We start from the raw sequence: 17,963 nt of genomic DNA, 5'->3' as shown, positions 1-17,963 counted from the left end.
AGAGAAAATCACGCAATGGAGCGGCGGAGCGAAGAGGAGCCGCGCAATGAGGAATTGTAATGGAAAGCGGGAAAAAGCTCCCGATAAAATCCTAAACCAATAGAATAAAACGCAGAAGTGTGATTTGGATCACACTTTTTTTGTGACTTCAGTCCTTCGAAGGAAGCATTGGATCGGCATACATTTGCTGTAGAAATTCAATCAATTTCAAAAAAGATCAAACAAAATATTTTTAACAAACAAAATTGAATGTCATGAATCCAAAAGTATTAATCGTTGTATCCAACGCCAATTCTATCGGTCCGAACAATAAAAGAACAGGAACTTTTTTGCCTGAAGTGGCGCATCCTTATGCAGAATTTGAAAATGCTGGTTACCAGATCGATTTTGCCAGTTTAACCGGTGAATCTCCGTTTCTGGACGGATTAAATTTAGCCGATGATCCGGAGAACCTAAAATTTTTAACCGGAAAAGGCTGGGAAGATATGCATAGTGCAAAAAAACTTTCTGAGGTAAATACTTCCGGTTACGATGCCGTGTTTGTTCCGGGAGGTCTGGCTCCGATGGTCGATATGGCGGAAGCACCAGAACTTAAAAAAGTACTTGCCGATTTTTATGAAAGCAACCGTGTTGTAGGAGCGGTTTGTCATGGTCCCGTTTCGCTTCTGAATGTAAAATTAAGCGACGGAAGTTATCTGGTGAATGGTAAGAATATTGCTGCATTTAGCACTGCGGAAGAAGAGAGTTATGCAAAAGCGGATGTTGCTTTTGATCTTCAGACTGCCTTAACGGAGCAGGGTGCGATTTTCCATGCAGCAGAACCATGGTCTGCCAACAGTATTGCCGACGGAAATATTGTGACCGGACAAAATCCGGCTTCTGCAAAAGGTGTAGGAGAAAAAATAGTGGCTCTTTTGGAAGCGAAAAAAGCTTAATTTAGCTTTAAATTTAATAAAAAATGGATCAGAAAGCAGTTTATATCTGTGCCAAATGGCAGGTAAAAGAAGGAAAACTGGATTCCGTTCTGCAGTTGGTACAACAAGCAGCAGAAAAAAGTTCGCAGGAAGAAGGAAATCTTTTCTATAAAGTACATCAAAGCCAATCTGACGATCATACTTTGGTATTGTTTGAAGGGTATAAAAATGCCGATGCAGTCGAATTCCATAAGAATTCTGAGCATTATCAGAAAGTTGTGGCTGAGCAGATTGTTCCTTTATTGGAAAACAGAGAGGTGATTCTTATGGATCAGTTATTTTAAACAGTCGTTTTTTTAATGAGTTTCGGGCAAACCTTTGGTTTGCCCGAAACTTTTATTACTTAGCTAAAGATCCTTCGACAAGCTCAGGATGACAGGATTCTAATACTAACTGCTTTTATATTCCTTTAAATAAATATGCTGAAGATTTCGCCAAGTCATCCTAAGATCGTCTGAGAATTCATCCATTTTTATTGAGAATATCCTAAACAATCACGAAAAATCCGAATCTTCATTCGTTACTTTTACCAGATATTCAATTCCGTCGATGGCTTTGGAAATAATCTGATTCCTTAAAACATTCGCCATATTTTCCCAATAAGCTCTTCCATAGAAAGAATAATTCTGCGGAATGATCTCTACCTCAACCGTTCGGATGAAACCTTCTTTCGGTTTATTGCTGATCATGGTTCCTCGCGTTACTTTTACCTCTTTCAGCTCGTCTTTTAAAACCATTCGGCAATAGTTTTTCACGTCTTCCAGAGAAATGATCTTATCTCTTGTGGTTAAAGCATATTTATAAGCCTGAATACTGTCGGTTCCCTTCTGCTCTTCCGCTCCGCCGATCGTTTCCGTTAAAAGAACCAGCGTCTGTGATTTCAACTGATTGGAAAGTTCCGTTCCGGGACGCATATGATTGGCTAATGTAGAATGCGTGATCCAGAATGAAGCATAGGTGTGGTCTGTTTTATCAACCGGTTCCATAATCACATAGTTCAGTTCCTGTTTAATGCTCCGCTTGGCATTGTTTACTTTCTGAACCATGGATTTCATTTTGTCTGACATTTCGCTAAGAACACCTTTCACGTTATCCCGGTTCAGTAAAGAGAAAGCTGCAATTTCGTCTCTAGTGAGTTCCAGAACATTGGCAATCATATCAACAGCATTTCTGTTTGTAAAACGCTCCATTCCGCCCTTTCTTACCGTGTATAATCCTTTTCGGAGATCATCATTGGGAGTAAAAGGAATTTCGGTATATTTTCTTCCGTCACCGTCCTGAACCTCATCTACATACAGAAAATGTTCGCCTTCATCCGTTACGAGAGGAATATTATTTCCCATGATGTCTAAGCTGTATTCCGTTTTTTTCCAGCCGCGGTTATAGATCGGGAAAGCATTCAAAACAAAGGAAAAATTATCCAGAATTTCAGCAGAAAATTGTGGCGGAAATTCGAAAGTAAGCCACAGATAACGTTTTCCGTCGATGTATTTTGTAATTTCTTCTTTATAATCTACATAGCTGAGATTTTCGGGAAGCTGTCCCTGTTCTGAAAATAATGAGGCTGAAAGTCCGGAAATCTCAATGAATTTATGATGATACACACTTTTGATGTCTTCAATAATTTTATTCTGAATAGACTGTTCGCGGAACATCTGCTCATATCCTTCTGCCGGATTGTTTTTATAATAAGTTAAACCTTCTTTTACAAATAACGGATTTCCGTTGGACGAAACCGTAATGTAAGGCAATAATTTATAGGTAAAATCAAGATGTTCAAAAGCAGGATTTGAACAGTAAATGCTTACATTTTTAGGAAAAGTTTCGTTTGAGTATTTTGAAACATCAATTCCGATCGTCACTTTACGGTAATCTTCCGGTCTTCCCTGAAATCTTGCAATGGGAATTTTATTCAGCAGGTCATCAATTCCGTAGCAGGTGTTTCCTACAAACATGATGGCGGTCTGTATTTTGTTGATTCTGATATTTCCAATTGGCGTAAAAGGAATATTGATCTGCTTGTCCGATTCTGATTTTATGGTGGAAGTCATCTGTTTTTTAAAGAAAAACTCGGTATGCTCCAGTAAAATTTCTGACGGTTCATAAGGTTGCGTGAAGGCAATTGCATGAGACGGAATGGGATGTGTATAAATAGAAGGGGTTAATAATTTTGCCAGTTTTTCTAAAATTCTGGCGTTAACGGTCTGTATTTCGTTATTCGCTTTGAAAACTTCCGTGCTGAATGCATCAATTAATAATTTAACGAACGGATCAAGAGATTGCGGGCTTTTCAATCCCCAGACTTTTGTGGCATTCTGAAGCATTCTCGCTTTTACAGATTCTTTGGAATAAATATTCTGTTCTAAATTCATAGGATTTGGTGGTGGTTATAGAATTTAATCAATCGACATCGGACTCAGGAAAAGCTCTGTAGAAAAGCTGAAACGTTCTCCGGAATGCTCCATTTTGGCATTGATGGCGATTTTTACCTTTTTTTTGATTTCGGTATGTTCTTTTGTGTCGTAGCTGTGTTCTACGATCTGGATGTGTGCATCGATTTGCGGCTGAACAATTCTGGGTTCGTATTCCTGAATCTGCCTTTTGAGACTTCTGATGAAAACGGCTTCCCAGACTGCGCTTGTAATGCCGTTATCGAATTCAAGGTTCCAGACGTCGTTTCCGTAATTTTCATCGTATCTGTTTTCGCCTTTTTTGGTGGTGATGAGCAGCATAATGTTGTGCGCTATGCTTTCTCCCATATCGCAGGTTTCTATGCTTCCTCCTTCCGTCATTAAGGTCGACGGAACAAAAGGCATTCTGTAATTTGGTGTGTCCATGATTTCTCCTTCTTAATTTTTTACTTCATCGAACTTAATTCTTTGAAAGATACTACCAAATTAATCATTTTTAAGGAAAAAAAGGAAATAATAGTATTGATTGTTGTTTAAATTTTTCTTTTTTAATGCAGCATTTACTTGAAATTACATGAATTAATAAAAGTTTATTGTAAATAATCATAAAACTCTAAAGTTTAAACAGATTTTTGATTTTAAACCACCCCGTCAAAAATTTCGTTGAAATTTTTGCCACCCCTCCGAAGAGGGGAATTTTTAGAGCTTTAAAATTTAAGGATCAGTTGTCTACAATATTCATGTAAGATGGCTTCCAATAAGTTGGGGAAGACTTCCGGAAAACTCTGGAGGTTTAAAACAGAGTTATTTGTAATCAACGGAGAAGTTCTGTGGTTTCCTGCAAACTGCTGGGGACTTCCGGAGAACTCCGGAGATTTAAAACAGAGTTGTTTGTAATCAACGGAGAAGTTCTGTGGTTTCCTGCAAACTGTGGGATACTTCCGGAAAACTCCGGAGATTTAAAACAGGGATGTTTGCAATCAACGGAGAAGTTCTGTGGTTTCCTGCAAACTGCAGGAGACTTCCGGAGAACTCCGGAGGTTTAAAACAGAGTTGTTTGTAATCAACGGAGAAGTTCTGTGGTTTCCTGCAAACTGCGGGAGACTTCCGGAGAACTCCGGAGATTTAAAACAGGGTTGTTTGTAATCAACGGAGAAATTCAGTGATTTTAAATATTTTTAAAGATTTCGGGATTTCTAAACCACCCCGTCAAAAATTTTAATAAAATTTTTGCCACCCCTCCAGAGGAGGGGAATCTTTCGGGACTTCTGATTTATTTTCCTGTTTTTGATGGATTTAGCGGACAAAAATTGAAATTATACAGAAAAAATCCTAGCCCAGATTGCAATGAAAATCCTTTTTGAAAAAAAGATTGTAATGGAAAGCTGGAAAAAGCTCCAAAAAAAAGCTGCCCGACTTTGCGAACAGCTTTATATGATTATTTCTTTTTGGCAAAACGGATATATTAGAAAGGAGGAGTTCTTTGGATTTGAATACTTTTTGAATTATTCGAACTTTAAAACCACCCCGTCAAAAATTTAATTAAATTTTTGCCACCCCTCCAAGAGAGGGGAATTTTTGACTTTAGGGGTTATTTTTGATTTGGGGTTGACAAAAAATAAAAGCTGCCCAGATTGACGAACAGCTTTTGAATTTATTTTTCAGTTTTTTTATTCATATTAATGAGATAATACACGGGAAGTCCGAGTAAAACCATGAGAAAACCGGGCCATGTATACTGCTGTTTGTAGATGAGCAATAAGATGCAGAAGCCTGTTCCGATCAATAAATAAATAATCGGAGTCACCGGATACAGCCATGTTTTGTAAGGTCTTTCCAGATCCGGCTGTTTTATTCTCAGGTAAATAACACCGAAAACAGTAATCATGTAAAATAAAACAATGACGAAAGAGATCATATCCAGTAAATTTCCGTACTGTCCGCTCAGACATAAAATGGAAGCCCAGATTCCCTGCATCCAGAGTGCATTTGCGGGCACATTGTTTTTGTTGTTCTGCTCTGCCTGTCTGAAAAACATTCCGTCTTTTGCCATCGTCTGAAACACTCTTGCTCCGGCTAAGATCAGTCCGTTATTGCATCCGAAAGTTGAGATCATCACCAAAACCGCAATAATTGCCGTTCCCGCATTTCCGAAAATAAAGTGTGAAGCAGCCACCGCTACCCTGTCGTTTTCCGCAAAAGCAATGGAATCTCTGTCTAAAGCGTTCAGGTAAACGTAATTGACAGCAATATATAAAATCATGACCGCAGTTGTTCCGTAGATCATAGATTTTACAACATTCTTCTTTGGATTTTCAATTTCTCCGGAAACGAAGGTTACACTTTCCCACGCTACCGAACTGAAAACGGAACCTACCATTGCTGCGGCAATTCCGCCCAGTAAAGTCATTCCGCCGATGGGTTCCCATCCTTCTTTCAGAAAATTTCCTGAAATGTCTTTTTTAAGGTTGCTGAAAGCATCATACCCAAAGTTGAAATTATCCGCTAAATGCGAAATATCCACCAGAATAAATCCTGTGGCAATAAGTCCCAGTAATGCTATGATTTTGGAGCCTGTAAAGATATTCTGTAATAATTTTCCGCTTTCAACCCCTCTTGTGTTGAGCTGGGTTAATAAAAGGATGGTTGCTATTGCTAAAATCTGGATCCATGTAATTTTAAATTCGCCACTCTGAAAAATCGGAGCTGCATCATTTAAAGCGGGAACGAGATAGGCTGTAAATTTCCCGAAAGCCATGGCAACGGCAGCAATTGTTCCGGTCTGAATGACCGTAAACAATCCCCATCCATACAAAAAGCCCATTTTTCTTCCGAAAATTTCTTTAAGATAGGTGTATTGTCCTCCTGCTTTTGGAAACATAGCCGAAAGTTCTCCGTAACTGATGGCTGCTGCGACAGTCATGACTCCCGTAATAATCCAAACCACGATTACCCAGAATCCTGAGCCAAGATTCCGCATCATATCTGCGGCAACAATAAAAATTCCGCTTCCGATCATGGATCCCATTACCAGCATAATGGCATCCCAAAGTTTTAGTTTTTTCTGCATAATTGATTGTAGATTCCAAATATAAATAATTATAGGATTATTTTCTGTTTTATTTAATATTCGCCGGATTTTTCTATAAATTGATATTTAACGCAATGACCACAAGGTTTTTATTAAAAATAACATTAATTATTTTTGGTTCGCAAGGGCGTTTCACTCAGCAAATGATAAAAATGCGTAAAAGTGTTTTTCAATTTTTTGCGTGCCGATAGTTTATTAAAATCAAAGCAATTCAATATTATTTTCAAAATATAATTCTGCTATCATTCGCTGAGTGAAACGCCATTGCGAACGGAATTTCTTCAAAACTAATCTTCTTTTCTTTGTGAACCTTGCGTTAAAACAAATTTTCATTGTAATAATTTAACGCAATGACCACAAGGTTTTTATTAAAAACAACATTGATTATTTTTCGTTCGCAAAGGTGCTTCGACAGGCTCAGCATAAACTATTCACTCAGCGAATGATAAAAATGCGTAAAAGAGTTTTTCAATTTTTTGCGTGCCGATAGTTTATTAAAATCAAAGCAATTCAATATTATTTTCAAAATATAATTCTGCTATCATTCGCTGAGTGAAACGCCATTGCGAACGGAATTTTTTCAAAGCTAATCCTATTATCTTTTGCGAACCCCAAGTTAAAAATAGATAACAAAGCTGGTCTTAAGAAAATGCATTCAAATTCTGAAAGATTGAACCTGTTTTTTATCAAATTTTTAATGTTTGCCGTTCAGAATTTTATTATTACTTTTGAAAAAAATAATTCAAATGAAATTCAAAGCGATATTATTTGCTGTAGCCGTGAGTGCTTCGTCTTTAGCTTTTGCACAGGAAACAAAAAAATTCGGACCTCCTGCAGGAAATGCTCTTGTAGGTGATGTTTACGGTGGTGGAGTTGCTTCAAATGTAGAATCTAAAGCAATTTCTGTAGATAAGCTGAGCAAAAAGCTTAAAAAAGATAAAAAAGTAGAAAACGTTGCCGTAAAAGGAAAAGTAACAGACGTTTGCGATAAAAAAGGATGTTGGTTAACAATCCAGACAGAAGATAACTCTCAGTTTTTTGTAAAAATGAAGGATTATGCATTCTTTGTTCCTACTGCTTTAAAAGGTAAAACTGTTGTTATGGACGGAACTGCAGAAAGAAAAATAACTTCTGTAGACGAGCAGAAACATTATGCGGAAGATGCTAAAAAGCCTCAGTCTGAAATCGATGCGATCAAAGCTCCGAAAGAGGAAATCAGATTTGTAGCCAACGGAATTAAAGTGGTAAACTAATTTTCTGTTTTAATGAAATAAAGGATCTGTAATTGTACAGACTTCCTTTCTGAATGAACAGTATATTTATATAAAACAAAAGCAGAATCATTACGGTTCCGCTTTTTTTATTTTCAGTCTTCTATTGTAAAATTGACTTCTGCATCAAGTTTCGGATATTTTGTTTCTGAGACAAATTTCTTTCCGGTACAGTCGATTTCGAGCCAGCCTTTTTTCTTTTTCACATCTCCCACTTCCATGACAAAAGGAATGAATGAGATTTCATCTTTTCCTTCTTCTTTGATCTCACGATACTGAACCGCTACGTCTAAAATACATTCATGATCTGTATTCAGCTTCACATTTCTGTAAATGATATCATAGTGTGTTTCTCTGTTCTCAGGAATTTCGAGATAGGTTTCCCAGCCTGTGGTTTCGGAATTTAATTCTGAAATGGCTTTTAACGCATAATATAAAGCAACCGTGTAATATTTTCGGGTTCCCTTTCTGGTGTAGTCGTCTACAAAATGTCCGCCTTCAAATAAAATCGTAGGCATTCCTGCTTTTATAAAATTATCGCCTGTGGAAGTAGGATAAAATTCATCAGAATATCTTCCGATCTGATTCGGGATTAATTCTTTCAGATGCTGATAAACTTCTGCAATTACCGCCATGCATTTTTTCCGGTTTTCGGTTACGGTTCTTTCTACATTTTCTGAGGAAGCCAAAAAAGACAACGTTGCCGGATGAATTCCGTCTGTTGTAAAAATTGTTCTCTGCTCATGAAGATTCAGCGCATAATCATATTTTTTTGAAGCCACCGTATTTTTTAAGAATTTGATTTCTTTACTGGCTTCGTTATGAAAGTCTCTGTTCAGATCGATATCGGCTGCATTTAATCTTGTCCATTTTTCGGATCCGTCAGGATTTAGCATAAAAATAAAATCAAGTTGAATTTTACTGAATAATTCCTGTTTTAATTCGGGAGCCTTATCCAAAGAAAAAAGCAAATCGAGCATTGCGTGTGTTGCGTTAGATTCATTGCCGTGCATTTGCGACCATGCAAGAATATTAATATTACCTGTTCCGACTGTTAACTTATAAATAGGTTTTTCTAAATAAGACGTTCCGATCTGTTTTATATGATCACTGAGATTGGTCTGTAGGTAAGAAAATAATTTTTCAGGGGAAATATAGCGATTTGGGAAATTTGGATTTTGTAAATAGATCTGTTCGAAGTTCATATAAATAGTTTACAATAGTCAAATTTAAAGCTTTTTTATGAAATAATTAAATTTTACATTTGTGAAATAATTAAACAATTGGCTGTGACAAAATGTCTGTTGATAAAATTGTGGATTGATAATAATTTAATTCTTATATTTTAAATAACTAAATTTCAGCAATTTATAAAGTTTAATTAAATAAGTATTTGAATATTACTTTAAGTAGTAAAAGTCTTTGTTTTAAAGAAATATGAGGAAATTTGTTAAACAAAACAATTGTTGAAAACTTTGAATAAAACACTGTATACAAATGTAAATCATCGAAAAATACAGTCTTCTACTAAATTATTTCTGTTTTTAATTTCAGAAATTTAATCTGGTAAATCTTAAAAAATATCAATAACCATATTTTACATTAAAATAATACAAAACCCAGTCCAAATGCGTTTGAAAGCTGTATTTTACAAAAGTAAAACGTTCATTTTACCCTATTATAAAGCGTTTATCTGTTATTTTAAGTACATTATCTGTATTTGATGATACAGTGTATTAAACCGCAACAAAATTATGTTTATTACATCAATAATGGTGTTTATATGAACATAACTTATCAATAAGTTATCGACGATTCCAGTCAGATTTTATTGATTTTAACAATTTAATTGTGGATAAACTTTTGTAAAATTTAGAATTAGTGGTTTATCAATTGTTTATAATACTGATTTTTAGGTGTTTATTGAGTTTACAAATGTATTTTGCCTTAATTTACATTTGTTTATTCTTGTGATTTGCATTTGTAAATTTAATTGTTTACATTTGTAACACGTTTTAAGAATGGTTTTATGAGTCTAAACGAGAGAATTTCAAAAGTTATCGAATATTCTAATCTTTCTTCTTCGGAGTTTGCAGATGAAATTGAAGTACAGCGATCTTCTATTTCGCACATAACGTCCGGAAGAAATAAGCCGTCGCTCGAGTTTATCATTAAAATAAAATCGCGCTTTCCTGAAATTCTTTGGGACTGGCTGATTACCGGAGAAGGCGAAATGCTGAAATCTGAGCTTCCCGACTTGGACATTCCTGAACTGGAAGAAGAAAGCTATGAAGAAGAGAAACCAAGAACAACTTCTCTCCCCGATCTTTTTACGATGGTAAGTAACGATGAAGATTTTGGCAGTGAAGAAACAGAAATAGAACTGCCAAAAATGAATCGTCAGGAATCGTTTATATCGGATCAAAGTAAAGCTCACGAGAAAATATCGGATTCTCAGCGATTAGAAAAAAGTAATGACGAAATTGTTGCTCAAGCTATTGAAAATCAGCAAAATAAAATTAAACGAATTGTCATCTTCTACGAAAACGGAAAATTCGAAAGTTTTGAACCTTAAAAGATCTTTAAAACCGTTCATTTTTCAAAATTTCAATCAACTTATATTTAGATTATAAAAAAGCCTCACAAAATATTGTAAGGCTTAGAAATTTATCTTTAAAATTTATCTGCTTGCTTTTCTTCTTTCCAGTTCTTTTTTAATCAGCCCCAGTTCACGACCTGTTTGTCCTGCAACAGAAGTATTTTCCTGTGCTCTTCTGGTAAGATATGGTACAACGTCTTTTACAGGTCCGTAAGGAAGGTATTTTGCCGCATTATAGCCTTTATCTGACAGATAGAACGTAATATTGTCGCTCATCCCGTAAAGCTGCCCGAAATAGATATGAGGATTTTCGTTTTCCAGTCCTTTCGCTTTCATTTTATCCATGACAAGCTCTGAAGAAATTTCATTGTGGGTTCCGAAAAATGCCGAAACTTTGTCTAAATGATTCATAACGAAATCAATTCCTGCATTGTAATTTTTGTCGGAAGCATCTTTTGTCGGCTGAATAGGATCTGCATAGCCTTTTTCTGCGGCTCTTGCTCTTTCTTTTTCCATGTAGGCTCCACGAACGATTTTATACCCGATAAAATAGCCTTTTTCTCTCGCTCGCTGAAGATGCGCTTCCATATACTCTAATCTTCCGGTTCTGTACATCTGAATGGTGTTCCATACAATCGGTTTTTCCTGATTGTATTTCTCCATCATCTCTTCGCAAAGATGGTCTGCTGCATCCTGCATCCAGGTTTCTTCGGCATCCACCATTACTTTTTTGTCGTGTTCGTGGCAAAGTTTACAGACTTCGTCAAACCTTTTTACCACTCTATCCCATTCTTCTTTCTGGCTTGTTGTGAGTTCAGCATTTTTTCCGACAGCCTCGTACAAATCAATTCTTCCGAAAGCTGTAGGTTTAAAAACGATAAACGGAATTGCCGGATTTCCTACAGAAAATCTTACGATATCTTTGATCTCTTTGCAAACTGCATCAAACGTTTCTTCGTCTTCTTTGCCTTCAATGGAATAATCGAAAATACTTCCGACTCCTCTTCTGAAAAGCTGTTTCACGACTTTCATACTTTCTTCACGGGTTTCTCCTCCGCAAAACTGCTCAAACAAAGTGTTTTTTACAATTCCGGTAACGAAAGGAAAACTATTATGAACGGTGAAATTAAGAACAGAAGTTCCAATTTTTGTAAGAGAAGGCTGCTCAATCATTTTGAACATCCAATACGCTTTTCTTAACTGTGCATCGGATTTATCCGCAAATGCGACTTTAGTATCGTTAAAAATGGGCATTACTTTTTATTAATTTAAGGTTCTGCAAAGGTAAGAAAAGGATCAGGTTTTATAAAGAAAATTTTTTATAATTTACCTTCCAGCCCGTTCAGAAGCATTGCGATAATCCCAATAAAAACCCAAATTCTGAGAATATTAAGCGTGACGAAATTGCTTTTTCTTGTATGATTTAAAATAAGGTAAACACAAAGGATGAAAATAAATAATCCGGCAGTAAAATAATACGCCATGAATCCTGCAATTCCTGTTTTCATGATCAGCTTCATGGATACTGCCATGGTAATGATGAGCAGAGAAACGATAATTGTTTTGGTATTCCTGCTTTTAAAATAATTGGGAATTGTTGTGTATCCAAATGCTTTATCAACGCTTTTTGTTAACGTATCTTTTACAATATCAATGCATAAAAGAATCAGAAAAAGAAAAACCGCCATGAGTAAAACTTTCTTCGAAAAGGTTTCATAATAGACCATCATTCCGAAAAAAGGATACAATGTAAGGCTTACAAAAGTGAGGTTGTTTAATATTAAAATCCTGCTGAGTTTATGGCTGTAAAACCACATAAAGAACTGATAAACTACAAAAAACGCAAAAACATTGTGCGAAATCATCCATGCAACTCCCAAAGAAATTACGCTTAAAACGAGGTAAGCATAGAGAAAATATTTCTGCTTAATGAAGCTCTGAATCCTCGTTCTGAAAGGCTTTACAACATGATCTTTTTCGAAATCGTAAAACTGATTGATGATTCCTCCGGCAAGAATCGTAAGAACCGTACAGAAAATAATTCCGTGAACTTTAAAATCGAATACGAATTTTCTGAAATTTTCATCCTGATTAAAGAGGAAAAATGTGGAAACATAGAGGGCAAAAATCAGTAGAACGGCAACAAAAAAGCGAGCTCCCAAAAGAAAGCCCACGAATTGTGAAAATCTGTAAAAAAAAGATTTTTGGATATAATTTCTCTGTTGGAAAGTTTCTTTTTCAGAATTCATTCACAACAATTTTTAGAATCTGTAAATCACTTCTTTATGGAAGCCATCAAGCATTTTTTCTGCTTTTTCGTAATCTTTGGTGAAACCTAAAATATAACCTCCGCCGCCGCTTCCGCAGAGTTTTAAATAATATGCATTGGAATCTAAGCCTTTTTTCCAGACGTTGAATAAACTTTCGGGAATCATGGGACGGAAATTTTCATACGCCCAGTGAGAAAGCTTTTTCAGATTTCTGAAAAAAGGATTCATGTCTTTTTTAAGGAATGCATCGATACAAGCATTGTTGTAACGGATAAATTCTTCTTTCAGGGTTTTTCTGAAACCTTCGGTCTTCATTTTTTCAAAGAAAATCTGAACCATTGGTCCTGTTTCGCCAGTCATTCCGGAGTCGATTAAAAATATTGCCCCTTTTCCGGCTTCGCTTTCCGGAATGGCAACTTTATCTACACTTTCTTTGCTTTCAATAAGAATCGGAAGATTCATATAGCAGATAAGAGGATCGATTCCTGAGCTTTTTCCGTGGAAATAGCTTTCCATTAAGCCAAAAACTGTTCGAAGACTTTTCAGTTCGTCTTTTGAAATATTTTCAGGCTCATGCTTGGAAACAGAATATCTTTCGAAAATTGCGGCAACCAAAGCACCGGAACTTCCTACTCCATATCCCTGAGGAATATTGCTGTCGAAGAATAATCCTTCAGAAATTTCTTCTTTAAACTTTGAAACATTAAGCTCAAAAGTTTCAGGAAGTTCTAGACTCTGCAGATAATCTGCGTATTTTTTAAGATGATCATTGGATTTTTTTTCAAATTCGGAATCCAGTGAAGAGAACTTGAGGGTACCTTTATAGAAGCTATAAGGTAATGTCAAACCTTGGGAATCTTCTATGATTCCGTATTCTCCGAACAAAAGAATTTTTGCGTAAAATAATGGGTTTGTCATTTATTTAAATAAATTTTTTTGCAAATTTAATACTATTCTAGTGAATATAAGCAAATCCCGCGCCGAATTCTAACAAATTTTAACAGCAAAATATTCTTAAATTTTAATTAAATCTAAAATCAGGATTCCTATTACTATAAATATACAAAAAAAAACTGATTTTTTCAGGCTTTTTTACATTATGTTTAAAAACTGTCTGTCCGCAATTTATTATTAAAGAATGAAAAAGCTTAAAATTACTGCTTAATCAGCTTTTTGGTAATTTTCTGTTTTTCTGTTTCTACCGTTACCACATAGTTTCCTGTCTGCATGGAAGAAATAGTCACATCATGTTTATTGCCTTTTAATGAAGATTCAGATTTAATTAATCTTCCTGCTTCATCATAAATCTTGAATGATTTTAAAGCATCTTTTGAAGAAATTGTAATGATGTTTCTTGCCGGATTCGGATAAATATTGACAGTATTGTCTTTCGTATTAACATCTTCCACCGCCAAAACCGCACAGGAGAAGTTTGCTTTCCAGCCAATATCATTCACTGCAGGATCAGACACAAATCTTACCGTAATTGCACCGGAAGGATGAGTAGATGTAAATGTTCCCGGTAAAGCAGTTCCTGTTAAACCATTTCCATTCGCAAACAAAGGAGAACTTGTAGAAGGGCCGTTATAAATATACATAAAATCATAATCTTGCTCAAGACCGAATTCTGTAAAATTCATCGTTAAAGCTCCTGAACTTGGATAGAAAGTTTTCACAATAGTCTGGCTGTCCCCGTAGTTGGAAGTGGTTCCTCCTGTATCTGTAAACTGCGCTCCGTCGCACCAGTCTCCATCTGTTAAAAACATCTGTGTTCTCTGGTATCCTGCAGAACAATCTGTTCCTACTGACAGAAGGTAATAGGTTGCAGGCTGAAGATTTGCCAAACTTAAAGATTGTGTAGAAGTTGTTCCGTTAGTAACAATGGTACCGTCATATTTCGCCAGTCTGTATTTCCATGAAGCCGATGTGGCATCTGTAAATGTTGCGTTTGCTGAAATCTGTGTGATGTTGGAAACAGAAAGTGAAGTCACCGTTGTAGAACATGCCGTTGTACAATTCATTCCTAAACAAGGTTTGGATTCTACTGTATTTCTGATCAAAGCTGCCGGTTGAGGACCGAAACCGTTTGCAAAATTAATTCCTACTCCTGAAACTAAGTGACAGTAACTCATGATGGTTCCTTTCACTGTAGAAGAAGGAATGGGTCCAGTGGCGCAGGTTCCTTCAGGATAACCAGCCTGCGTTCCGCATCCGTCGATTGCTGTTGAATTTCCGTTCCACGCACACGCATGAGTGTGAGGCGAACCTAAACTGTGTCCCATTTCGTGAGTCATCGCTTCGATGGTCCAGGAATAGACAGGAACATTGTTGTAAGTCTGTGAAGCTCCGGAATAGGCATGTCTGTTTGTTGTACAAAGAGAATTGATGTAAGCAACACTTGTTGTAGAAGGCTGATTGACCAAATGAGCCAGATCTCCGTTAAAAGTCTGTCGGTTGGTTCTGAAACTTGCCAGATTTGCATTTGGTGTTCCGGTGTAAGGATCTGCCGTTGTCCATACGTAAATTTCGTTTAAAGCGATTTTGATATCATCATTGCTGTAAAGCGTTGAGATATTGTTATGAATTGCGGTTAGCCAATTCGCTGTAGTGGTTGTATTAGATCCGTTGTTTGTGTAAGGTGTGTAGCAAACTTCGTAATAAATTCTTACACAGTTTTGCGTCATGACCTTTCCTGTGGTTTTCTTGGCATCCGGATCGAAAGATATTTTTTGATTGTGATTATCCGTTAATTCATCCACGCCGCAGACAAAAGGATTTAATCCTGTAAGTTTTGAATCTGAATAGCTTACAAAGTCTGTAGAATTTTTAACTTTTCCGAGAATTACATTTCCCAGTTCAGGTGTGGAAGCCACTCCTACCACATCATCTTCAAAAAAGCTGAACGCGACCACGGATTGATTGTCTCCTTTTACAATTCCCTGATAATACGCTCCGGGTGTATAATCTACGATTTCGCCTTTGTTGGTGGTTACTTTAAAATCGTTTGTAAATATCTGATTTTTGTATAGTTCCAGGGTAATTAATCTGCCATCGAAAGGAAAAGAAATTTCAAGATATTCAGGTTTTTCGTGTACTAACTTTTTGAGCTGCTTAGAATCGATATTCAGCACAGAAATATCGGTTGCCGCTCTTTTGTATTCGGCAAGTTTTTCTGAATTTTTGTTGATGGTGAATAAATCGAACTTTTCAAAGTTCTTCTTTTGGGTATGGTATTCCGAGACTTTTTGGGCTACAGGTCTCATGTTTTGGGAGAAGCCAAAAACCGCAGACTGCAAAATACAGAGAGTTAGAAATTTCTTAATCATTTTAACGACTTATTAGATTTGCAAATAAACAAAAAAAATCAAAACACAGTGAATAAATAATAATATTTTCACATTTTTTAATTGTTAAAAGTAATGAAAAATTTAATTACACCATAAAATATATAATTTCTCATGATGATAAAATAAAAAAGACGCTTTATCAGCGCCTTAAGTTTTTTTAAAATATAATTTCAATTATTTTTTCTGGGTATTGAGTTTCAAAAATCGTATTAAAATTAATCCTACAAAGAAAAACAATGCCATTGAAAATGCTGCGAACCTCATTCCTGAAGCAGAAGGCAGCATGACATCAATTTTCGCGAAGATAGCGCGTAAGGAATCATATTTATCGATAAATAAAGCAAAAACAAATGTTCCCACGATGATGGCAATTTTTTCCAGAACATCGTAAAAACTGAAAAACGTTGTGTTTTCCATTGAGTTTTCCGGTAAAAGTTTGGAATAGGTAGATCTGGACATTGCCTGAAGTCCTCCCATTACCAAACCAACCACAGCAGCTACGCCATAAAACTGATACTCTACTGTAGGATTTTCTTTGTTAAGGAAATATGCCCAGATGCAGGCAACAATCCAAAGAATAATAGCAATGGTAATGACATTTTTGTTTCCGATTTTTCTGGATAATCTTGAGAATATTACGGCTCCGATGATGGCTTCAATCTGAATGACCAAAAGTGTTCCGATGAGTTTATCCTGTGGAAGATTGATCTCACTTTTCCCAAACAGGGTTGCCATCAGGAAAATGGTCTGCATTCCTACGCTGTAAAAAAAGAAGCTGGAAAGGAAAAATTTCAGGTTTCTATCCTTGAAAAGACCTTTTCCTACTTTAAATAATTCATGAAAGCTTTCTTTGGCAATATCTTTATAGAAGCTTAAATTGTCTTTTAAAACTTCGAAGAATCCCCCCTGTTCTTTATGTCTTTTGAAGATGTTTTTATAGTTTAAAAGGACTAAGTCTTTCGGAAGCTTTTCTTTCACATCACCGAACTGAGGCAAATGTTTGAAGGTATACTGAGAAAAACCGAACCACCAAGCTCCCGTTAATAAAAAGCTGATTCTTGTGAAAAGCAACTGTTGTGCAGCGCCTTTTGCAAAAACCTGAATTAAAAGTAAACAGATGATCACCAAAACTACCGAGCCGATATATCCGTAAACGTATCCTTTTGCGGAAAGTGCATCCTGTTTGTCTCTTGTCGCAATATCAGGTAAAAAGGAGTTGTAAAACACCAGACTTCCCCAAAATCCGACACTTGCGGTAATGCTGAAGAGTAATCCTAAGAATACGTTGTGCATTCCGGTAAACATTGCCAATCCCATACAGGAAGTTGCTCCAAGATAGCAGAAGAACTGAAGGAAAGATTTCTTGTTCCCGATCGTATCTGCCAAAGAAGATAAAAACGGAGATAATAAAACCACTACAAAGAAGGAAATCGTTAAGGAATACCCGTATACGGCATCGGGTTGATATTCTTTTCCGAAGATCTTAATCATGTGTCTTACAGGGACATCAATCCAGGATTTTGTTTCCGCCACATATTCTTTCTTTTCGTACGCTGTGGTAAGAATAGAATAGTAAATAGGGAAAATAGTAGAAGTAATTACCAAAGAATAAACGGAGTTTGCCCAGTCATAAACCGCCCAGGCTTTCATGATCTTTGGATTATTCTTTATGTTTTGAGTTTGCAGGTTCTCAATTTCAGACATTTCAAATAAATATTAATAAACACAAAAATAGCAAAACCGCTGAATATTCGGAGGTTTTTATTTTGTTTGAAGGAAATTTTATTATTGGGTTAAAGTTGCCGTACGTAAAATGGTTTTTCAGGATGCGTAAGTTATCTGAAAATGGTTCCTATTGTGCCTGACTATTTTTCGGACGAAAAAACGTTCTACATCAATTAGGCATTGTATTTTTTTGATTGGGTTTGATTTTTAAAAGTTTTTTAACCTTTCAAATAATTTTTACCGATAATTTCTATGGATGGCTGGAATTTTAGCCC

General features: G+C 36.1%; 14 protein-coding genes. 5 read left to right on the top strand and 9 right to left on the bottom strand.

Annotated elements, in window-relative coordinates; translation table 11 throughout:
- Nucleotides 1-254 precede the first annotated feature (254 nt).
- Both QWT87_RS19965 and QWT87_RS19960 read left to right on the top strand, forming a co-directional pair.
- A complete protein-coding gene (locus tag QWT87_RS19965; RefSeq protein WP_302718374.1) occupies nucleotides 255-935 on the top strand; it encodes a type 1 glutamine amidotransferase domain-containing protein in 681 nt (226 codons plus the stop codon).
- A 23-nt stretch (nucleotides 936-958) separates the two neighbouring features.
- The gene (locus QWT87_RS19960) at nucleotides 959-1,258 is read left to right on the top strand and encodes a putative quinol monooxygenase (RefSeq protein WP_288458034.1); all 300 of its coding nucleotides are present in this window, start codon (nucleotides 959-961) and stop codon (nucleotides 1,256-1,258) included.
- A 210-nt stretch (nucleotides 1,259-1,468) separates the two neighbouring features.
- Here QWT87_RS19960 and QWT87_RS19955 read toward each other — a convergent pair whose 3' ends face one another.
- Together QWT87_RS19955 and QWT87_RS19950 are read right to left on the bottom strand one after the other, a co-directional pair.
- Nucleotides 1,469-3,346: a type VI secretion system baseplate subunit TssF gene (locus tag QWT87_RS19955; protein WP_302718372.1), complete on the bottom strand. Its 1,878-nt coding sequence runs from the start codon at nucleotides 3,344-3,346 to the stop codon at nucleotides 1,469-1,471.
- Nucleotides 3,347-3,370: 24 nt separating this feature from the next.
- On the bottom strand, nucleotides 3,371-3,811 hold the full coding sequence (locus tag QWT87_RS19950) for a GPW/gp25 family protein (protein ID WP_185204639.1): 441 nt from the start codon (nucleotides 3,809-3,811) through the stop codon (nucleotides 3,371-3,373).
- A 321-nt stretch (nucleotides 3,812-4,132) separates the two neighbouring features.
- Between QWT87_RS19950 and QWT87_RS19945 the strand changes: the two genes are divergently transcribed.
- The gene (locus QWT87_RS19945; RefSeq protein WP_302718371.1) at nucleotides 4,133-4,282 is read left to right on the top strand and encodes a hypothetical protein; all 150 of its coding nucleotides are present in this window, start codon (nucleotides 4,133-4,135) and stop codon (nucleotides 4,280-4,282) included.
- A 757-nt stretch (nucleotides 4,283-5,039) separates the two neighbouring features.
- Here the strand turns inward: QWT87_RS19945 and QWT87_RS19940 are convergent.
- Nucleotides 5,040-6,455, bottom strand: coding sequence for an APC family permease (locus tag QWT87_RS19940; RefSeq protein ID WP_302718369.1), 1,416 nt, complete (start codon nucleotides 6,453-6,455; stop codon nucleotides 5,040-5,042).
- A gap of 767 nt (nucleotides 6,456-7,222) precedes the next feature.
- Between QWT87_RS19940 and QWT87_RS19935 the strand changes: the two genes are divergently transcribed.
- Nucleotides 7,223-7,729, top strand: a complete 507-nt coding sequence (locus tag QWT87_RS19935; protein WP_235130691.1) for a DUF4920 domain-containing protein — start codon at nucleotides 7,223-7,225, stop codon at nucleotides 7,727-7,729.
- A 113-nt stretch (nucleotides 7,730-7,842) separates the two neighbouring features.
- Here the strand turns inward: QWT87_RS19935 and QWT87_RS19930 are convergent, their stop codons facing one another.
- Complete coding sequence (locus QWT87_RS19930) at nucleotides 7,843-8,952, bottom strand: M14 family zinc carboxypeptidase (protein WP_302718366.1); 1,110 nt, start codon at nucleotides 8,950-8,952, stop codon at nucleotides 7,843-7,845.
- 824 nt (nucleotides 8,953-9,776) lie between these two features.
- On the opposite strand from QWT87_RS19930, the gene QWT87_RS19925 reads away from it, so the two are divergent.
- Nucleotides 9,777-10,322 (top strand): helix-turn-helix transcriptional regulator, encoded by a 546-nt coding sequence (locus QWT87_RS19925; RefSeq protein ID WP_302718364.1) that lies wholly within the window; start codon nucleotides 9,777-9,779, stop codon nucleotides 10,320-10,322.
- A 105-nt stretch (nucleotides 10,323-10,427) separates the two neighbouring features.
- On the opposite strand, the gene QWT87_RS19920 is transcribed toward QWT87_RS19925, so the two are convergent.
- The 5 genes from QWT87_RS19920 to QWT87_RS19900 all read right to left on the bottom strand — a co-directional run bounded on the left by QWT87_RS19920 (nucleotide 10,428) and on the right by QWT87_RS19900 (nucleotide 17,667).
- Nucleotides 10,428-11,600: a proline dehydrogenase family protein gene (locus tag QWT87_RS19920; protein WP_302718361.1), complete on the bottom strand. Its 1,173-nt coding sequence runs from the start codon at nucleotides 11,598-11,600 to the stop codon at nucleotides 10,428-10,430.
- A 65-nt stretch (nucleotides 11,601-11,665) separates the two neighbouring features.
- Nucleotides 11,666-12,595: a UbiA family prenyltransferase gene (locus QWT87_RS19915; RefSeq protein WP_076390125.1), complete on the bottom strand. Its 930-nt coding sequence runs from the start codon at nucleotides 12,593-12,595 to the stop codon at nucleotides 11,666-11,668.
- A 12-nt stretch (nucleotides 12,596-12,607) separates the two neighbouring features.
- A complete protein-coding gene (locus QWT87_RS19910; protein ID WP_302718358.1) occupies nucleotides 12,608-13,534 on the bottom strand; it encodes a mevalonate kinase family protein in 927 nt (308 codons plus the stop codon).
- A gap of 236 nt (nucleotides 13,535-13,770) precedes the next feature.
- Nucleotides 13,771-15,942 (bottom strand): T9SS type A sorting domain-containing protein, encoded by a 2,172-nt coding sequence (locus tag QWT87_RS19905; RefSeq protein WP_302718356.1) that lies wholly within the window; start codon nucleotides 15,940-15,942, stop codon nucleotides 13,771-13,773.
- Nucleotides 15,943-16,137: 195 nt separating this feature from the next.
- Entirely contained in the window at nucleotides 16,138-17,667 is a 1,530-nt protein-coding gene (locus tag QWT87_RS19900) for an MFS transporter (RefSeq protein WP_185204646.1), read from the bottom strand.
- Between the last annotated feature and the right edge of the window lie 296 nt (nucleotides 17,668-17,963).

Origin of the sequence: Chryseobacterium urinae (assembly GCF_030518295.1) — a bacterium.
In the GTDB taxonomy this organism is placed as follows: domain Bacteria; phylum Bacteroidota; class Bacteroidia; order Flavobacteriales; family Weeksellaceae; genus Chryseobacterium; species Chryseobacterium mucoviscidosis.
This window is presented reverse-complemented; position numbering and strand designations above follow the sequence as displayed.